General features: G+C 57.1%; 19 protein-coding genes. 4 read left to right on the top strand and 15 right to left on the bottom strand.

The features are described from left to right. Positions 1-357: 357 nt before the first annotated feature. Entirely contained in the window at positions 358-1257 is a 900-nt protein-coding gene (locus M8014_RS16125) for a hypothetical protein (RefSeq protein WP_271283406.1), read from the bottom strand. Between the two features lie 80 nt (positions 1258-1337). Beyond that, the gene (locus M8014_RS16120) at positions 1338-2069 is read right to left on the bottom strand and encodes a FliA/WhiG family RNA polymerase sigma factor (RefSeq protein WP_271283405.1); all 732 of its coding nucleotides are present in this window, start codon (positions 2067-2069) and stop codon (positions 1338-1340) included. Between the two features lie 576 nt (positions 2070-2645). On the opposite strand from M8014_RS16120, the gene M8014_RS16115 reads away from it, so the two are divergent. Both M8014_RS16115 and M8014_RS16110 read left to right on the top strand, forming a co-directional pair. Then, positions 2646-3527 (top strand): transcriptional regulator, encoded by an 882-nt coding sequence (locus M8014_RS16115; RefSeq protein WP_271283404.1) that lies wholly within the window; start codon positions 2646-2648, stop codon positions 3525-3527. Then, on the top strand, positions 3493-3960 hold the full coding sequence (locus tag M8014_RS16110; protein ID WP_271283403.1) for a hypothetical protein: 468 nt from the start codon (positions 3493-3495) through the stop codon (positions 3958-3960). Before M8014_RS16115 ends, M8014_RS16110 begins: the two co-directional genes overlap by 35 nt. A gap of 189 nt (positions 3961-4149) precedes the next feature. Here the strand turns inward: M8014_RS16110 and M8014_RS16105 are convergent, their stop codons facing one another. Further along, the gene (locus M8014_RS16105) at positions 4150-5166 is read right to left on the bottom strand and encodes a sigma-54 interaction domain-containing protein (RefSeq protein ID WP_271283402.1); all 1017 of its coding nucleotides are present in this window, start codon (positions 5164-5166) and stop codon (positions 4150-4152) included. A gap of 645 nt (positions 5167-5811) precedes the next feature. Here M8014_RS16105 and M8014_RS16100 point away from each other — a divergent pair. After that, positions 5812-7374: an AbgT family transporter gene (locus tag M8014_RS16100; protein WP_271283401.1), complete on the top strand. Its 1563-nt coding sequence runs from the start codon at positions 5812-5814 to the stop codon at positions 7372-7374. A 370-nt stretch (positions 7375-7744) separates the two neighbouring features. Beyond that, positions 7745-8389, top strand: coding sequence for a nitrate/nitrite response regulator protein NarP (narP, locus tag M8014_RS16095; protein WP_271283400.1), 645 nt, complete (start codon positions 7745-7747; stop codon positions 8387-8389). 12 nt (positions 8390-8401) lie between these two features. Here the strand turns inward: narP and M8014_RS16090 are convergent, their stop codons facing one another. The 12 genes from M8014_RS16090 to napG are packed head-to-tail and all read right to left on the bottom strand — an operon-like array spanning position 8402 to position 17350. Beyond that, positions 8402-9439: a cytochrome c-type biogenesis protein CcmH gene (locus tag M8014_RS16090; RefSeq protein WP_271283399.1), complete on the bottom strand. Its 1038-nt coding sequence runs from the start codon at positions 9437-9439 to the stop codon at positions 8402-8404. Beyond that, a complete protein-coding gene (gene dsbE, locus M8014_RS16085; protein WP_271283398.1) occupies positions 9436-9993 on the bottom strand; it encodes a thiol:disulfide interchange protein DsbE in 558 nt (185 codons plus the stop codon). Before dsbE ends, M8014_RS16090 begins: the two co-directional genes overlap by 4 nt. After that, the gene (locus tag M8014_RS16080) at positions 9990-11933 is read right to left on the bottom strand and encodes a heme lyase CcmF/NrfE family subunit (protein WP_271283397.1); all 1944 of its coding nucleotides are present in this window, start codon (positions 11931-11933) and stop codon (positions 9990-9992) included. Before M8014_RS16080 ends, dsbE begins: the two co-directional genes overlap by 4 nt. Next, positions 11930-12409 (bottom strand): cytochrome c maturation protein CcmE, encoded by a 480-nt coding sequence (ccmE, locus tag M8014_RS16075; protein ID WP_271283396.1) that lies wholly within the window; start codon positions 12407-12409, stop codon positions 11930-11932. Before ccmE ends, M8014_RS16080 begins: the two co-directional genes overlap by 4 nt. Next, positions 12406-12615, bottom strand: coding sequence for a heme exporter protein CcmD (ccmD, locus tag M8014_RS16070; protein WP_271283395.1), 210 nt, complete (start codon positions 12613-12615; stop codon positions 12406-12408). The genes ccmE and ccmD overlap by 4 nt, the downstream gene beginning before the upstream one ends. After that, positions 12612-13349 (bottom strand): heme ABC transporter permease, encoded by a 738-nt coding sequence (locus M8014_RS16065; RefSeq protein WP_271283394.1) that lies wholly within the window; start codon positions 13347-13349, stop codon positions 12612-12614. The genes ccmD and M8014_RS16065 overlap by 4 nt, the downstream gene beginning before the upstream one ends. Positions 13350-13385: 36 nt before the next feature. Next, complete coding sequence (ccmB, locus tag M8014_RS16060; RefSeq protein WP_271283580.1) at positions 13386-14048, bottom strand: heme exporter protein CcmB; 663 nt, start codon at positions 14046-14048, stop codon at positions 13386-13388. Continuing rightward, a complete protein-coding gene (gene ccmA / locus M8014_RS16055) occupies positions 14042-14668 on the bottom strand; it encodes a cytochrome c biogenesis heme-transporting ATPase CcmA (protein ID WP_271283393.1) in 627 nt (208 codons plus the stop codon). Before ccmA ends, ccmB begins: the two co-directional genes overlap by 7 nt. A 14-nt stretch (positions 14669-14682) precedes the next feature. After that, positions 14683-15285 carry a cytochrome c-type protein NapC gene (napC, locus tag M8014_RS16050; RefSeq protein WP_271283392.1) on the bottom strand — a complete coding sequence of 201 codons (603 nt, stop codon included), beginning with the start codon at positions 15283-15285 and terminating at the stop codon, positions 14683-14685. Positions 15286-15294: 9 nt separating this feature from the next. Beyond that, entirely contained in the window at positions 15295-15744 is a 450-nt protein-coding gene (napB, locus tag M8014_RS16045; RefSeq protein WP_271283391.1) for a nitrate reductase cytochrome c-type subunit, read from the bottom strand. Positions 15745-15777: 33 nt separating this feature from the next. Further along, complete coding sequence (napH, locus tag M8014_RS16040) at positions 15778-16668, bottom strand: quinol dehydrogenase ferredoxin subunit NapH (RefSeq protein WP_271283390.1); 891 nt, start codon at positions 16666-16668, stop codon at positions 15778-15780. Then, complete coding sequence (gene napG / locus M8014_RS16035) at positions 16655-17350, bottom strand: ferredoxin-type protein NapG (protein WP_271283389.1); 696 nt, start codon at positions 17348-17350, stop codon at positions 16655-16657. Before napG ends, napH begins: the two co-directional genes overlap by 14 nt. Between the last annotated feature and the right edge of the window lie 5 nt (positions 17351-17355).

Raw genomic sequence — 17355 nt, 5'->3', positions numbered from 1 at the left:
TCATACTTAAATAATAATCACAACCTACCAAAAATAATAATCACACCTGAATAGGTTTTAAAAATCATCACATTATATAAAGCCTTTATTTTGTCATTGAATTGAAAACCCGCCCTCTGGACAGCTCAAAGCCCCCCATTTTGTTACGCAGGCGACGATTTTTTTATGAATGGTAATTTAATGTAAACGCTACGCTATAAAATATGATGAATAAGAAACACCTTATGCAACACAATCATGCGAATGGCTTAATTTCAATTGAATCAGCTACAGAGGATAATATTTGCCAGCTCATTATATCGCGATGAATTTTCCCCTGCCGCGGCGTTATTCACCCTTTACCTTCTAATCGGTCTTTTATTGGGCACGCGTAGGGTTATCCACCCTCGGGGGAAGGGTTAATTCGGGCCGCTGGCTCCCGGACAGATCCGTCAGACCGAGCGCCGAAAACACCCCGTTATGAATCACCTCTTCAGAAAAAGGAATTGTCCCGTTTTCCTGATGGATAATCGCTTTGCTCAGCGCGCTCAACACAGAGGGTGACGCCACATCCAGCCGGGTATCAGGTGCTACGCCCATGGCGCTGCTCACCTTCTGGATATAGGCGGGAGTATTGTTGTTATCCTGTGGCGGTGCCCAGCGGGTGATAATTTTACTGATGGTGTCCAGCCCACGCCGTTGATAAGAGAGCAGATTCATCCCTAATGCGCGGATCCCATGTTCGGGCGAGGTAAAGGTGGCAAAACGGCCATCGGTGCCATTCTGCCCGAGCCAGGTAAAGGCCCAACTGGCCTCCAGGTTGCCAGGGTTATTATTGCGAATGCCGCGAATACCGCCGGTCCGCTGCGGGGACGCGGGCAGCCAGTTTGCGTTCAGCGCGGCAAATGCCCAGTCGCGACTCGCCAGTGGGCCGCCCTGCGCCGACCAGGGCTGACTGCTGCGGCCGTTGTTGCGCTGAGACGGTTGCTTCATCAAGGCGATTTGCTTCTCGCTCCAGCCCTGTGACCGGGCGAACTGATCCAGCTTATCGAGCGTGGCAGGGGTGGCTTCTGGCGATACCGGACGCGGGTTGGCGGCTTGCGGCGCGCTTGCCGTCGGCTGGCTCATCAATGATTGCGAGGCGTTGTTTACCTGCGAAAAAGAGGCGGGAACGCTGGTCTGGGTCGCGTCCACCGATGGCGTCCGGGCGGTCAGGGTTGCCACAGGCTGCGTGTTAACGCTCTGCTGCTCGATATAGTAATGCGCAATAACAGACATCATTTCCTCTTGAGACTGGCCCGCCGCCATCCTGCCCTACCCGGACAGGTGCCGGGTATTATACAGACGCGGGCAGCGTCTCACTGCGTCATCGCAATTTTAATTTTGTGGGCGATGCGTTGTTTCAGCTGACACACTCTGGCTTCCGTAATCCCGAGGATCTGCGCAATCTCTTTCAGGCTCAGCTCATGCTGATAATAGAGGGAGAGAACCCGCTGTTCACGGCTGTCCAGCGTCGCCAGCGCGGCACGCAGGGAGTCGTTAATGATGATCTCTTCTTCCAGCGCCCGGCTGTGGTATGTAAAACGGGTATCGCTGGCCAGCATCTCATCCAGGCTGTGCAATACGCCGGCATTTTTGAGCAGCAAATATTCCTGATACGCCTGCTGGCTGATCTCAAGATGGTGGATGATATCCTCCTCTACCAGCTCCCGCTCCAACGTACGAGACAACGTGCGGATCGCATCATTCATCTTGTGCGCTTTCTGGCGCAGACGGCGCGGACGCCAGTCCAGCAAACGTAGCTCATCCAGCACCGAACCACGGATCCGTGGAGATGCATAGGCAGCAAAGTGCTCATCGGGCTCACCGTAACGCCGCAGGGCGCTCAGTAGCCCCATCAGTGCGATTTGCTCCATGTCGTCGCTGTCGATCACGCTTTGAGTTTGCAAGGAGAGCGGGTTCACAATACGTTTCACCAGTGGCAGATACAGGGCGAGCCAGTGCGCCTCCTGTGCCAGGGAGATCGCCCTGACTGCGACGGTATCGCGTTTATGGCGGGCGTCGACCCTTTCGTGCGTGTCTGCGTACATTTCAGCATCCCTGTATGACTTTAGCTGTTTTCCCTGTTGTGCATCTGCGGCCACCCGCACTGCCCAATGCTGATCTCGCTAATGCGTTTCAGGGATACAGCAAACGCCATGCCAATTTGTAAGCCATTGAAAAACAACAAATATAAAAACACAGCGGAAGCGGTGCTTCCGCCTGATGCGGAAAGCCGCTTCGCACTGTTTTCCGCGGCACCTGAATAAAAGAGGGTTAAATGGAAATAGCGAATTTTTTAAAACGCAATCCGTTAGCTGCGGTCATTTATGCTTTCATCGACTTAATCAATTAATAAACCTGTACGACACATCTCTGCGTAAACTTAAATGCGGGAATTAAAAATATTTATTACTCACAATTAACCAACAACTCATCCTAAAAAACAGTGAATGTGGCGGGAATCCACAGAGAAACGTACAACAAGAAAAGGTTTAGTTTAAGAGTGCACAGGCTTTGAACTTGCTTTATAATTCTTTTGAACCCTTTTTTCATTAATAGATAATTAATTACTAACAAAACGTTAATTTTTTGTTTATTTTGCTGTGAGCCGCTTTGACGTCACTATGAATACTCTGCGTTATTCTGTTAATAACTGGCGGTTAGATCTGCCTGCCGGTGTTATTGTTCATCATCAGACGGGCGAAATCAGACGGCTGGGCGAATATCAGATTAAGCTGCTATTTTGTCTGGCACAGCATGCTGGTCAAACCCTCAGTCGAAATGAACTCACCGCGCTGGTCTGGGAACGCCGCGTCATTGGCGATAACAGCTTATCTAACGCCATTCATGCGCTGCGCGTTGCGCTGGAGGACGATGGTAAGCTGCAAAAAGTGATTAAAACCATCCCTAAGCGCGGCTATTTACTGGAAGCAGAGTATTGCCAGACCGCTGAGCAGCCCACCACTGAAGGGAGCCCGCAGGGCGTTGAACTTGCCATAGCGCCCGGACCTGAACCTGTCGCCCCTTCCGCTTGCCCGGCCATTAAGCTCTCTGCTCGCCTTAAGAAAATCCCACACGCCCTTATTCTGGCGGTTCTGGCAGGATTGCTTCTTATTACCCTAAGCGGATGGTACGCCTCCTCTATTCATAATTCGGACATGGTTTATCATGAGCAGGGAAAAAACCGGTTCAGCAACATTCGAACCTATAAGGTTTCTTTATCATCCGACAACTCGGGTGATGACGATCTGGCCCGATTTAATACGTTTTTTCAAAAGTTCAATCAGACGCTGATAAACCAGGATGCGGGAATGACGGTTTATTATCGCACCACTGAGCAGATGCTGAATTACACCTTTGCGATTGAAACCCCGTGCGCCAGTCAGCAGCTGGCGATGACGCTTTACCACTGGCGCATCGACAGTGAAAAGCTCGTCAATATTATTAACCGCGAAACAGAGAGAGTTTTGAATGAAATGGCTGAATGCAAAAAACCTCAGCAGTAAGATCTGCATTGGCCTCATTTTGCTCTGTAGCGTGGTGCTTAGCGTTAATACGCTGTCGCATGCCAGACCACGCCAGACCGAGAGTAAAGGCCAGCTACAGATCGGCTTTTACGATCTGCTGGCCGATCGGCAGGAGAATTATAACGTTCAGATAATGGACATGAACGGCGCGATGCTGTTAACCATCACCCACCCGAATGATGCGATGTTTCTGATTAAGGGGCGTCTGGACGAAGAGAAAGAGAAAAATGGCCGGACGTTCTACAGCTATAACCCGATTCGCTATAACAACCCGCAAAATCATAAGATGATCTTTAGCTTCGTCGATTTTTTACGCCATAACGAAGTGTGGGTGTATCCGATGACCGTCAATAAACAGCCGCTGCTGATTGGTCAGAGCGGGCTGATGTTTGTTTACGCGCTAAAAAGGTAATACCGGAGCCATAACCGTTTGTGCGGGCAGGCTCAGAGTAGCGCCAGCCCCTTCTGCAGGTAAATATCTGAACTGAGCCGGTCGTTATCGGTAATCTGCAGCGCCTCAGCAACACCGCCACTTTGGTGGCAGGCGCTCGATCCCCTGCATCTTATCCATGTTGAAAAACGTCCTGGTCAATGGACCCAGTCAGTTGAAACAACTGGGATCAATGCCGTACCCGCGCATTGACGCAAGGCGGTAGCGCAGCGCCCGGGGGGTGATCCCCAACGACTGCGCCGTTTGAGATCTATTACCGTTGTGCTGTTTAAGCAACTCGATAATGTACTGGTATTCGGCGTAGCGACCGTGCTCCTTCGCAAAGCGAATTGAGGAGAGCAGCGGCGCGGCCTGATGCTTGCGCGGCGCGATAGCCACGTTGGATATGCTGACGGGCAGGGCGAGATCGCGGGCGGTGATGTCGGGGCTGTTACTCAGAATCAGCCCGCGCTGGATAACGTTCTCCAGCTCGCGCACGTTGCCCGGCCAGTGCCAGGCCAGCAGCGCATGACGGGCATCGTGGCTGAGGCGTTTGCGCGCGTCTGATGCACGTTGATATTTTTCGATAAAGTGCTGCGCCAGCGGAATAATGTCTTCCGGCCTTTCGCGCAGCGGGGCGATATGCACCGGCACCACCGCCAGGCGGTAATAGAGATCCTGGCGAAAACGCCCTTCCTGCATCTCCCGCTGCAAATCTTTATTGGTGGCGGCAATAATGCGCACGTTCAGCGGAATACGTTTATGGCTGCCGAGGCGTTCGACTTCCTGTTCCTGCAACACGCGTAATAATTTGCCCTGCAGATTCAGCGGCATGTCACCTATTTCATCCAGCAGAATTGAGCCGTTATTTGCCAACTCAAATTTACCCGCCATACTGCCAACCGCGCCGGTAAAAGCGCCCTTCTCGTAGCCAAATAACATGGATTCGAGCATCGTTTCCGGGATAGCCGCACAGTTAATCGCCACATAAGGTGCCATCTCACCCACGCTGTAATGATGAATAATACGGGCGATGCACTCTTTACCGGTGCCGGTTTCGCCGGTTACCAGCGTCGCCACGTTAAAATTTGCCACCCGCCGGGCGAGATTAACGGTATCCAGACTGGCGGCAGATTTTGCAATAAAACCCATCAGCGAGACGGCATCAGTGTGTGAAGTGTCGGCCATACCAACTCCAGAATCATTTACTCAGAGGGCGGTAAATCATGATTAAGATATTCTCTTCGCGGCGGTTCAGCGGAGAAAAAACATTACTAAAATTTATATCCCGGCGATTATAAAGCGCCCTGAAGAGTTGTCTCGTTTTTAATCACCATTAAGTATTAATTAAGTCATTGCGAGATTAAAACACTAAAAATCAATGAGATACATAAGGTTTCGGGAAGATTAATTAATATCTCCACCTGGTGATTAATTAGTTAACAATCCACTATTTATTAGTTTTGGCAGTGCGGATGCCTGATAATTACCACCTAAATTAACAACGCCAACACAACAATGTATTTGGCACTGGGTGTAGCGGTTAAGAACGGGCAGTTAACCGCTCCTGCTTAGGGCGAGAATTCATTAATAACTCTGATAACTAAATTAATGTTAAGGGTACTTTCAACTGTTCGTAAACATCAATTTAAACCGAACATTCCCCCATACTTTTTCCGATCTAAATACCGGAAAATGTAAAGTTATGCATATATACCCCTCCAGATCAATAACCTTGAATTATCACTCTGGTTTATCACAACATCTATCAACTATCATTGCGCGAAATACATAGAAACATCCTGAAATATACACCAGCAATAAGGAGCACAAATGAGTTCACTCACAGGGACAGATAAAGCCGCGTCCGAAAGCCGCTTAATGAGCGGTTTTTTAAACGCGATTGAGCGCGCGGGGAACCGTTTACCGGAGCCGGCGCTGATCTTCTTCTACATATTACTGCTGGTGATGGGGCTGTCGGCTGTGCTGTCGCTGGTCGAGTTCGACGTGGTGAACCCGGTCACCCAGCAGGCGGTACAGGTTAATAACCTGCTCTCCGCCGAAGCGTTGACCAACACCCTGTCGTCGATGGTGACCACCTTTACCGGGTTTGCCCCGCTGGGGATCGTGCTGGTCGCTATGCTGGGTGTGGGCGTGGCAGAAAGCTCCGGCTTTATTAACGTTGCGCTCAAGAAAATGCTGCGCGTCACGCCGAAAAAACTGCTGACCCCGATGCTGATTTTCGTGGCGATGTTCAGCCACGTGGCGGCCGATGCCGGGTACGTGCTGGTGATCCCGCTGGGGGCGATTATCTTTATCGCCGCAGGTCGCCACCCTCTGGTCGGGATTGCGGCAGCGTTCTCAGGCGTCTCCGGGGGCTTTGCGGCTAACATGGTGCCCACCGGCAACGACGCGCTGCTGCAGGGCTTTACCCAGGCTGCAGCCCAACTCCTCGACAGTACCTATACCGTTAATACCCTGTGCAATCTCTACTTTGGTATCGCCTCGTCCATTCTGATTACCCTCGTCGGTTGGTGGGGAACGGAGCGCATCGTCGAACCACGCGTCAGTAAGATGACCATTGATGGCGATTATAAGCATGACGGCGACATGACCAGCATCACCCCGCTGGAGCATCGCGCCTTTACCCGTGCCGGACTGGTGATGGTACTGGGCCTGGCGGCACTGGCCGCAGCCACATGGCCAGAAACCTCGACCCTGCGCAGTGCAGAAGGTTCGCTCACCGCCTACGGTGCGCCAATCATGAAGTCGATTGTGCCGCTGATTTTCTTGATCTTTATTGTGCCGGGCATTGTCTTTGGGTTAAGCGCCGGGACCTTTAAATCGGGTAAAGATGTGATTAGCGCCATGAATGATTCCATGAGCAAAATGGGATCCTATATGGTGATGGCCTTCTTCTGCGCGATGTTTATCAAAGCCTTCAACGACTCCAACATCGGCACGCTGGTGGCGCTGGCGGGCGCAGACGGTCTGAAAGCGATGGCACTCCCGGGCGAAGCGACCATCATCGGGATGATTGTCCTGACGGCAGCGGTTAACCTGCTGATCGGCTCCGCGTCGGCGAAGTGGGCGCTGCTCTCACCTATCATGGTGCCGATGCTGATGGCCGTTGGTATATCCCCGGAGCTGACCCAGGCGGCGTTCCGTGTCGGTGACTCCTGCACCAACATCATCACCCCGCTGATGGTCTTCTTCCCGCTGGTGGTGGTGTATTGCCAGCGCTACGTGAAAGGGGCCGGTGTGGGTACGCTGGTGTCGATTATGATGCCTTATTCCATCGCTTTCTTTGTGGCGTGGAGCCTGTTCTTGCTGGTGTGGTGGGGCGTGGGCATGCCGCTAGGCGTTGCAGCGCCGTATACCTGGGCACCGAACTGAGAATCAACTAAGTACCAACACAAATCCCCGACGCGTCGGGGATTTTTTTATATCAAATGCGGGCGAGTTAGCCATCTGCGCCCTGCCGTTCAGTTCAGATTCTTCGCGATGCGGTACACCGTTTTCTGCTCGTTGGTGCCTGCGCTGATCGTCAAACTATCTCAAAAATTCATAAATTTGAGATAGTTTGAGGTAGTTACGCTATTCGGTAGCAGGCCACATGAATGCAGGAATGAGAATATGCTCATATTCCCTGAACAATGCCCGATGCAAAACCCTATTCAGGGGCATACACTATCGCCTGCGATGCTCCCGGTGCGTACGGACGGGCGTTCGCCAACAACAATAACGAAATACTCAGGAGAAGAGTGTGTCTGAAGTTACGCCTTTTCAGGTACTTATTGTGGACGATCATCCACTGATGCGCAGAGGGATCCGCCAGCTGCTGGCCCTGAATAGCGATTTTAACGTGGTGGCCGAAGCGGGTGATGGCGAGAGCGCCATCCAGCTGGCCAACCGCCTTGAACCGGATGTGATCCTGCTGGATCTCAATATGAAAGGGATGAGCGGGCTGGATACCCTTAATGCCCTGCGTCGTGAAGAGGTGACTGCCCAGGTCATCATCCTGACCGCGTCGGATTCCACCAGCGATATCTACGCCCTGATCAACGCGGGTGCTGACGGCTATTTACTGAAAGACAGCGATCCGGAAGTGCTGCTGAATGACATCCTCGCGGGCGCGAAGGGGGGAAAGGTGTTCAGCGAATTCGTCAGCGACTACCTGCGCGATCGCGACGTCTCCGGCGAACAAGCGGACCCGCTGAGCGTGCTGACCGAGCGTGAGCTGGACGTGCTCCACGAGCTGGCGCAGGGGTTGTCGAATAAGCAGATCGCCGCCAGTCTGAACATCGCCGAGCAGACGGTGAAGGTACATATTCGCAACCTGCTGCGCAAACTGAACGTGCGCTCGCGCGTGGCAGCCACCATCCTGTTCCTGCAAACCCGCGGCCTGTAACACACCGGGCCGTTACTTCGCCTGCTCCAGCGCCTGCTGGATACTGCGCTCAATCACGGAACGGCGGGTATCGTTGGCGGGGAGTAATTTCAGCATCATCTCCCAGGCCGCCACCGCTTCACTGAACCGCTGCTGCTCGAAGGCGTTAAAGGCAAACATGCTCAGGACGCGCACGTTGGCATGATCGCTTTTCACCAGCTGGCGCAGCAGCGCCCCACCCCGGCGATTATCCTCCGGATCGGTTGAACGGGTCAGCGCCTCGGCGTAGCCCAGCGCGGCGTCGCTGTTTTTTGGATCGAGCCGGTATGCGTTGGCGTACGCTTCGGTGGCGGTGCTGGCATTGCCCAGCGCCATGCCGATACGACCCAGCATGATCCAGCCTTCGATATTGCCCTCATCGCTTTGCAAACGGGTGCGCAGGCCGAGCGCCAGACGGGTCAGCTCCTCTTCATTCAGCGGCTGCGCCTTCGCATTTAACGCCCGTTCCAGCAGAGCGGGCGTCTGTGCCGTCGCCTGCTGCCAGATCTTCACCTGCTGATAGTGTCCGGTCTGGTAGTAACTGCCCGCCCCCACCGCCAGCGCAATCACGACGCCGGGCGCATACACCCATGCTCCGGCGCGTTTGCCCTGAGGCAAGGTTTTATCGCTAACGGCATCCGGCGCGATCCGCACCCGGCGGCGGGATCGGGAGTAGATCACCCAGCCCCCGGTCCCCATGGCGGCCAGCGGCAGGATCCACAGCAAAATAGTCAGCGGGGTGAGCGGTGGATCGTAGGTCACGAAGCTGCCGTAACGCGCCACCATGTACTCCACAATCTGCTTATTACTCTTCCCCTCCTGCATCAGTTCATACACCTTCTGACGCAGGTCGACGGCGATCATCGAGTTGGAATCGGCAATGCTGTTGTTCTGGCATTTTGGACAGCGCAGCTGCTCCGTCAGCTGGCGGAACTGCTGCTCCTGCGCCTCATCCTTAAACGGCATCACGTCGATGGTGGCCAGCGCCTGGCCGGATAGCACCAGCATCAGCAAAGCCTGTAAAAATCTCATTGTGCGGCCTCCTGGCTGTACTTGTCCCACAGCGGCTTGAGTTCACGATCCCAGACCTGCGCAGTCAGCGCGCCTGCGTGGCGATAGCGAATGATCCCTTTTCCGTCGATCAGGAAGGTCTCCGGCGCGCCGTACACCCCCAGATCCAGCCCCAGCATACCGTCCCCGTCAAACAGGCTCAGCCCATAGGGGTTGCCGAGCTCTTTCAGCCAGGTAATGGCTTTCTGACGGTCGTCTTTGTAATTCATGCCCACCACGCGGATCCCCTGCGCGGAGAGCTGGTTCAGATACTGATGTTCAGCGCGGCAGGTCGGGCACCAGGTCGCCCAGACGTTGAGCAGCACCGGCTTGCCCTGAGTGAGGACATCCGCCTGATAGTGCTGACCGGGGTTATCCAGCGACTCAAGGCGAAACGTCGGCACCGGCTTACCAATCAGCGCCGACTCCAGATTGGTCGGATCGTCTCCCTCGGCGTTGCGCGCCAGCTGCCACAGCAGAAGCGCCGCAATCACCAGGAAGATCACAAAAGGAATGACCAGGACGTTACGCTTCATACCGTCGCCTCCGCAGTCGTGCGTTGCTTGCCGCGCTGGCGATAGCGCGGATCGAACAGGCACAGCAGCCCACCCAGCGCCATCAGTAATCCTCCCGCCCAAATCCAGCGCACAAAAGGTTTGTAGTACAGGCGCACGGCCCAGGCACCGTTATCCAGCTCTTCCCCGAGGGCGGCGTACAGGTCGCGGGTGATCCCGCCGTCAATCGCCGCTTCGGTCATCATTGAGCTGTTGCTGTTGTAGAAGCGTTTTTCCGCATGCAGCACCGCTTCGGCTTTGCCGTTGCGCATGACCTCAATTGTTGCCACGCCGCCCCGGTAGTTAGGCCCGGCGATCTCTTTAACATCGCGGAAGGTAAAGCGATAGTCGTGGATCTGGACACTTTCCCCCGCTTTCATGCGCACATCACGCTCTACGCTGTAGTTCTGGCTGAAGGCGATCCCGACGACAGTGACCGCCAGCCCGAGGTGACCCGCCACCATGCCCCAGTAGCTGAGCGTCATCGTCGTCCCACGCGAGACGCGCAGCGCGACTTCCGCGATCGCCAGCACAAAGATCCAGCACGCCATCGCCAGCCCGACCACCGTCATGGCAACAATCTTGCTCTCGAACAGCCACGGCAGCAGCAGCGACAGCGCGAAGGTGCTGACCAGGGCGATAACCAGCAGACGCTGGAGCTTGCGCGGACGGTCGCGTCCCCAGCGCACCAGCGGTCCGATCCCCACCAGCAGCGCAAACGGCGCCATCAGCCAGGTGAACAGGGTATTGAAGAACGGCTCGCCAATCGAAATGCTGCCCAGCCCGAGCTGCTTATGCACCAGCGGTAGCAGCGTGCCCAGCACCACCACCAGCATGGCGGTGATCAGCAGGACGTTGTTGCCGAGCAGCAGCGACTCCCGCGACCAAAGTGCATTGTTCACCCGGGAGCGAACTTTGTGCCCACGGGTGGCAAACAGCAGCAGCGAGCCACCAATCACCAGCACCATAAAGGCGAGGATAAACATCCCGCGCGACGGGTCGGACGCAAAGGCATGCACCGAAACCAGCACCCCGGAGCGTACGAGGAAGGTGCCCAACAGGCACAGGGAAAAGGCGCTTATCGCCAGCAGCAGGGTCCAGGCTTTAAAGCTGGCGCGCTGTTCCGTCACCGCAAGGGAGTGCATCAGGGCAGTGCCCACCAGCCACGGCATAAACGAGGCGTTCTCGACCGGGTCCCAGAACCACCACCCGCCCCAGCCCAGCTCGTAATAGGCCCACGCGGAGCCGAGCACGATACCGAGGGTCAGGCACACCCATGCCGCCAGCGTCCACGGGCGGGCAAAACGGGCAAAGGTGCTGTCCAGTCGCCCGCTCAGCAGGGCGGCAATCGCAAAGGCAAAGGCCACCGAGAAGCCGACGTAGCCCATATACAGCAGCGGCGGATGGAAAATCAGGCCCGGGTCCTGCAGAAGCGGGTTCAGGTCCCGGCCTTCAATCGGAAAGTCCGGCAGCGTGCGGGCAAAGGGGTTGGAGGTGAAGAGGATAAACAGCAGGAAGCCGACGCTAACCATCCCCATCACCGCCAGCACGCGGGCGACCACGTCGGGTGGCATCCGCTGGCTGCACAGCGCCACGGCAAAGGTCCAGCCGCTCATCAGCAGCACCCACAGCAGCAGGGAGCCTTCGTGTGCGCCCCAGGTGGCCGCCACGCGATACCAGACCGGCAGTTGGGTGTTGGAGTTGCTGGCAACGTAGGTCACCGAGAAGTCGTTCACCACGAACGCGTGGATCAGCACGATAAACGCGCCCGTCACCAGCATAAACAGCAGCCAGGAAAACAGCCTCGCCGAGGCCATCATCCGCGGGTCATTGCGCGCCACACCCCATAGCGGATACAGCGAGAGCAGCAGCGCCACGCCCAGCGCCAGGCACAGCAGCCCGTTGCCAATTTCAGGCATCATGAGGCGTTATCCTTATACACACTTGCCGGACGACGGTGGTTTTCCTGCATCGCTTTTTCCACTTCCGGCGGGGTGTAGTTTTCATCATGTTTGGCGAGCACCTCTTTCGCCTGCACATGGTTGTTCTCGCCAAGTTCGCCCTGCACCACCACGCCCTGCCCTTCGCGGAACAGATCCGGCAGAATGCCGTCGTAGGTCACATCCACCACGCCTTCGGCGTCATAGATGCTGAAATTCACTTTTAACGATTCCGGGTCGCGCTTGACGCTACCGGCCATCACCATCCCGCCCACGCGCAGGCGCTGGCCGACTTCCGGCAGCTGGTGCGTTTCGCGCTTACCGTACAGGATCTCGCCCGGGGTGTAGAACAGGTCGATGTTGGAACGCAGGGCGTAGAGCACCAGGGTAATAGTCAGCGCCAGCCCGGCCAGCACGGCGCAGGCCACCCACAGACGGTTTTTACGGCGCAGATTCATGCCGCCTCCTGTGCCTGAGCGGCCCGCATGCGGGACTCCCGGGCGCGCTGTTGGGCGATGCCGCGCAGAATGGCGCGATGCTGCAGGGCGGTATGCGCCACCAGTATCGCCAGCGGGATCACGGTCATCGCCACCGCCAGCCAGACGTAAAAGGCGTAGCCGCCCATGGCGAAGAATTCACTCCAGGATGCAAACGCGCTGTTCATTGGCGGCCTCTCTTTAACATCAGTTCACCCACCCACGGGCGGCGTTTTTCCATGAGTAAAATCAGGTTACGCATCCGCATCAGCGTCAGCGTGATAAACAGCAGCAGCGTGCCGACGATCGCCAGGCGCAGCGGCGTGCGCATGGCCGGGTCGATGCTCTGCTGCATATTGGTTGAGCCCTGATGCAGGGTGTTCCACCACTCCACCGAGTAGTGAATGATGGGTAAGTTGACCACACCAATCAGCACCAGAATGCCGGCAGCGCGACCGGCCAGACGGCGATCGTCAAAGGCGTGCCACAGGGCAATGGCACCTACGTAGAGAAACAGCAATACCAGCTCGGAGGTCAGGCGCGCATCCCACACCCACCAGGTTCCCCACATCGGTTTGCCCCAGGCGGAGCCGGTTACCAGCGCAATAAAGGTCAACACTGCCCCAATGGGTGCCATCGCCGCCAGCGCCAGGTTGGCCATTTTCAGCTGCCACACCAGGCCGATAAAGGCCGCCACCGCCATCGAGGCGTAGATCCCCATCGACCAGATGGCCGCCGGAACATGCAGATAAATAATGCGATAGCTCTGCCCCTGCTGATAATCCGCAGGCGCAAAACCAAAGCCCCAAATCCAGCCCACGGCCAGCACCAGCGCGCTGGCTATCGCCAGCCAGGGAATAAAGTAACCGCAGATCTGATACAGCCGCGGCGGGTTCGCCAGTTGATGCAGTGTTTTCCACATAATTCAGTTACCAGATTCAATCCAATGAATACCGCGCTACTGCACGCTGATGCGTAACGCAGCCGCCGTCGCAAACGGGCTTAACGTTGCGCTGCCCACCAGCAGCGCCCCCAGAATCGCCATGTACCCCTCAACGGGAAGGTGCATGGAGGCCGCATCCATCGCTGCGGTCGCAAAAATCAGTAACGGGATGGTAAGCGGCAGCACCAGCACGCTCAGCAGTACGCCGCCGCGCTTCAGCCCTACGGTTAAGCCCACGCCCGGCGCGCCGAGGAAACCCAGAGTCGGGGTGCCCAGCAGCAGCGTCAGGGCCATAATTTTCCAGCCGTAGAGATCCATGCCGAGCAGCAGTGCCACCAGCGGCGAGAGGACCAGCAGCGGCAGGCCGGTCACCATCCAGTGGGCCATCACCTTCGCCAGCACCACCGCCGGGAGCGGGATCGGCAGCAGCATCAGCTGTTCCAGGCTGCCGTCCTGCAGATCGTCACGGAACAGCCGTTCCAGCGCCAGCAGCGAGGCCAGCAGCGCGGCGACCCAGATAATACCGGGGGCAATGCGCGCCAGCAGCTGCGGCTCCGGGCCAATACTCAGCGGGAACAGGGTGATCACAATCAGGAAGAACCACAGCGGGTTGGCGATCTCGGCGCTATGGCGGAACGCCACCCGCAGTTCGAGACGGAAGATGCGCCACATCATGATGCGACCCTCTCGGGGGTCAGGGCGATGCGTCGAATTTTATCGTTCGCCACGTTCAGCGGCTGGTGGGTCGTCAGGATCACCATCCCGCCCTGCCCGGTATGCCGGGCCATCTGGCGGGTCAGGCGTTCGACGCCGTTCACGTCGATGGCGGTAAAGGGTTCATCGAGGATCCAAAGCGTGGCGCGGGTCAGCCACAGACGCGCCAGCGCCACGCGGCGCTGCTGTCCGGCAGAGAGTTGGCTGACGGGAAGGTCTTCGTATCCGGCGAGGCCCGCCTGAGCCAGCGCCTCCAGGCACTGCTGCGTGTCGCCGTGGTGATGGAAAAAGCGCAGGTTCTCCAGCGCCGTCAGCCGGGTTTTGATCCCCGGCTGATGGCCAATCCACAGCAGATCCTGATGATAGCTGTCGCGCACCCGGTGCAGGGGCTGCCCTTGCCAGCACACCTCCCCGGCATCAGGGCGCGCGAGCCCGGTGAGCAGCCGCAGCAGGGTGGTTTTCCCTGCGCCGTTGCCCCCGGTAATTTGTACCCACTCCCCGGCGTTCACCTGGAATGACAGATTGCTGAACAGTATTCTGTCATCCCGCTCGCAGAGCAGCGCTTTAGCGTCAAGTTGGCCCACGCATTAACGTCCTGTTAAAAGCCCGGTTTGACGTCGCGCATATCCGGGAGCTTGTGGGCAATCCCTTTATGACAGTCAATACAGGTTTGCCCATCTTTGACGGCCTGGTCGTGCATTTTTGCCGCGACGCCTTTCTGGGCCGTTAAATCCATAAACTCGAAGTTGTGGCAGTTACGGCACTCCTGCGAGTTGTTCTCTTTCATGCGTCGCCACTCGCTCTGGGCCATGGTCAGACGGTGGTCTTCAAATTTCTGCGGCGTGTCGATCAGTCCGGTCGCCTTGGCGTACAGCTCTTTACTGGCCTTGATCTTACGGATCATTTTGGGACCAAACTCGTGCGGAACGTGGCAGTCAGGACAGGTGGCCCGCACGCCGCTGCGGTTGTTGTAGTGCACCGACTCCATATACTCCTGATAGACGGTGTTACGCATTTCGTGACAGCTAATGCAGAACGCTTCGGTGTTGGCCTTTTCCATCCCGGTGTTAAAGCCGCCCCAGAAAATAATGCCGCCGACGAAACCGATTAACAGCAGCGTGCCCAGCGCCAGACGACTGGGACGACGCCACCACTGCCAGAGGCGCTTAATCCAGCCAGGTTTAGGGTTAGAATTTTGCATAGTGACCTCTTATTTCCCGTAACCTTTTGATGGGGTAAAGGTGTTACCCACAATCGGCGCGGCATCGGCCTGCGGGACGTGGCACTGCAGGCAGAAGTAGCGACGCGGCGCCACTTCGGCCCCGACTTTACCGTCGCTGTCCATAAAGTGCGTTGGGCTGATGCGCGGTGCGCCGGTGGTGCGATAGCTCTCCACACCGTGACACTGCAGGCAGCGGTTGGTGTTGGTGGATACCTGATACCCGTCCACGCTATGCGGGATCATCGGCGGCTGGTTAACATAGTTCAGCGGCATCCGCCCCTGCTCTTTCTGGATATGAATCGCCCCCTCCTGGGTTCCGGAGACTTCCGGCGACTGGCTGAGATCCACTCCATTTGCTGCCCAAACCGCACCGCTCACCACCAGGGCAATCCCGGCCGTCCACTGGCACAGCGCTTTCTTCAGGTCATGGCTTTTCATTGTTTCGCTCCCGAACTCCATCGCATATACACTTCATCCTTCAAGCTGCCTCTTTGTTGGCTGCGATGCATCTCGAATGATTTTGTGTAGAGTTATTGTAAAAACATCCTCAGAACAAACGTCGACACAGCGACCGCAGGCCATGCAGTCACGGCTGGTGACCTGCACCGGGCTGTGCTCATCCAGCACCGGGGCACGCAGCACGTGCGGTTCCGGGCAAACATGAAAACAATCCATACAGCGGTTACAGTTGTGTCGGTCTTTGGCCGCCACCGTTAACGCGCCCTGGCTACCCAGCACGCCGTACAGGGCACCCAGCGGGCAAAGGTGCCCGCACCAGCCGTGCTCAACGACCAGTAAATCAAATAAAAACAGGGCGACGATCAGCAGTGCGCCGCTGCCAAACCCCATCACCAGACTGCGTCCGAGCAGCGAGACCGGGTTAATCCACTCCCACAGCAGCGTGCCGGTCAGCGCGGAGCCGAACAGCACTACCGCCAGCAGCACGTAGCGTATAGAGCGTGGGATCGTCGCGGACTGATTCAGGTCAAACCGTCTGCGCAACCAACCCGCAAAATCAGTCACCGGGTTCAGCGGGCAGACCCAGCTGCAAAACAGGCGTTTGCCTGCCAGGGCATACAGCACCGTGATAATGACCGCCCCGGTCAGCGCCACGGTGGCGGGCAGATGGCCACTCGCCAGGCTTTGCAGGGCAATCAACGGATCGGTCAGCGGAACGGTGTCGAACAGCAGGCTGCTGCTGTAGTTTCCGTGCAGGATCCACACCCCCAGCCACGGGCCGCTGAGGAACATCCCCAGCACCGCAAGCTGGCTAAGACGACGCAAAACCAGCCAGCGGTGACTCCGCCACCAGCCCTTTTTCGCCTGCGCTTCCCGCCCGGCATCGCGTTTACGGTTTGCCATCGTTCCCCTCCAGCCAGCCGAAGCGGTAGTGGTGGCCCAACTCCCCTTTCGCCAGCGACAGCGGCAGGACTTTTATCGCCGGTTGCTCCAGGACGCAGACCTTCTCGCATTTACCGCAGCCGGTGCAGGCACTGCTGTGCACGGTGGGCAGAAATCGCGCGTGCTTGCCGGTGCGGATATTGCGATCCAGCTCGAGGGTGATGGCCTCGTCGAGCTTCGGGCATTCGCGATAGCAAACGTCGCAGCGTAAGCCCTGGAAGTTGAGGCAGTTTTCCTGGTCCAGCAGCACCGCCAGCCCCATCCGCGAATCGTCGATAGACGCTATTTCGCGATCCAGCGCGCCGCTGGGGCAGACTTTGGCGCAGGGGATGTCTTCACACATTTCGCAGGGGATATCCCGGGCGACAAAGTACGGCGTGCCGGCCGACAGCCCGGAGGCCAGCGTCGCCAGCTTCAGGGTGTCGTAGGGGCAGGCCTGAACGCACTGGCCGCAACGCACGCAGGCGCTGGCGAAGGCGTTTTCACTTAGCGCACCCGGCGGGCGCAGCCGCACGCCCGTTGCCCGGGCGGTGTGCTGTTGTAATCCCAGTGCGACGCCCACGGCAGCCAGCCCGCCCGCGGTGCGAAGCACATCGCGCAGAAAGCGGCGGCGGCCATTTTGCAGCTTCGCTGACCGGGACATGACCG

It is taken from the genome of Silvania hatchlandensis, from assembly GCF_025564065.1.
In the GTDB taxonomy this organism is placed as follows: Bacteria; Pseudomonadota; Gammaproteobacteria; order Enterobacterales; family Enterobacteriaceae; genus Enterobacter; species Enterobacter hatchlandensis.
The sequence above is the reverse complement of the archived record's forward strand: the minus strand, read 5'-3'. Positions and strand labels throughout refer to the sequence as shown.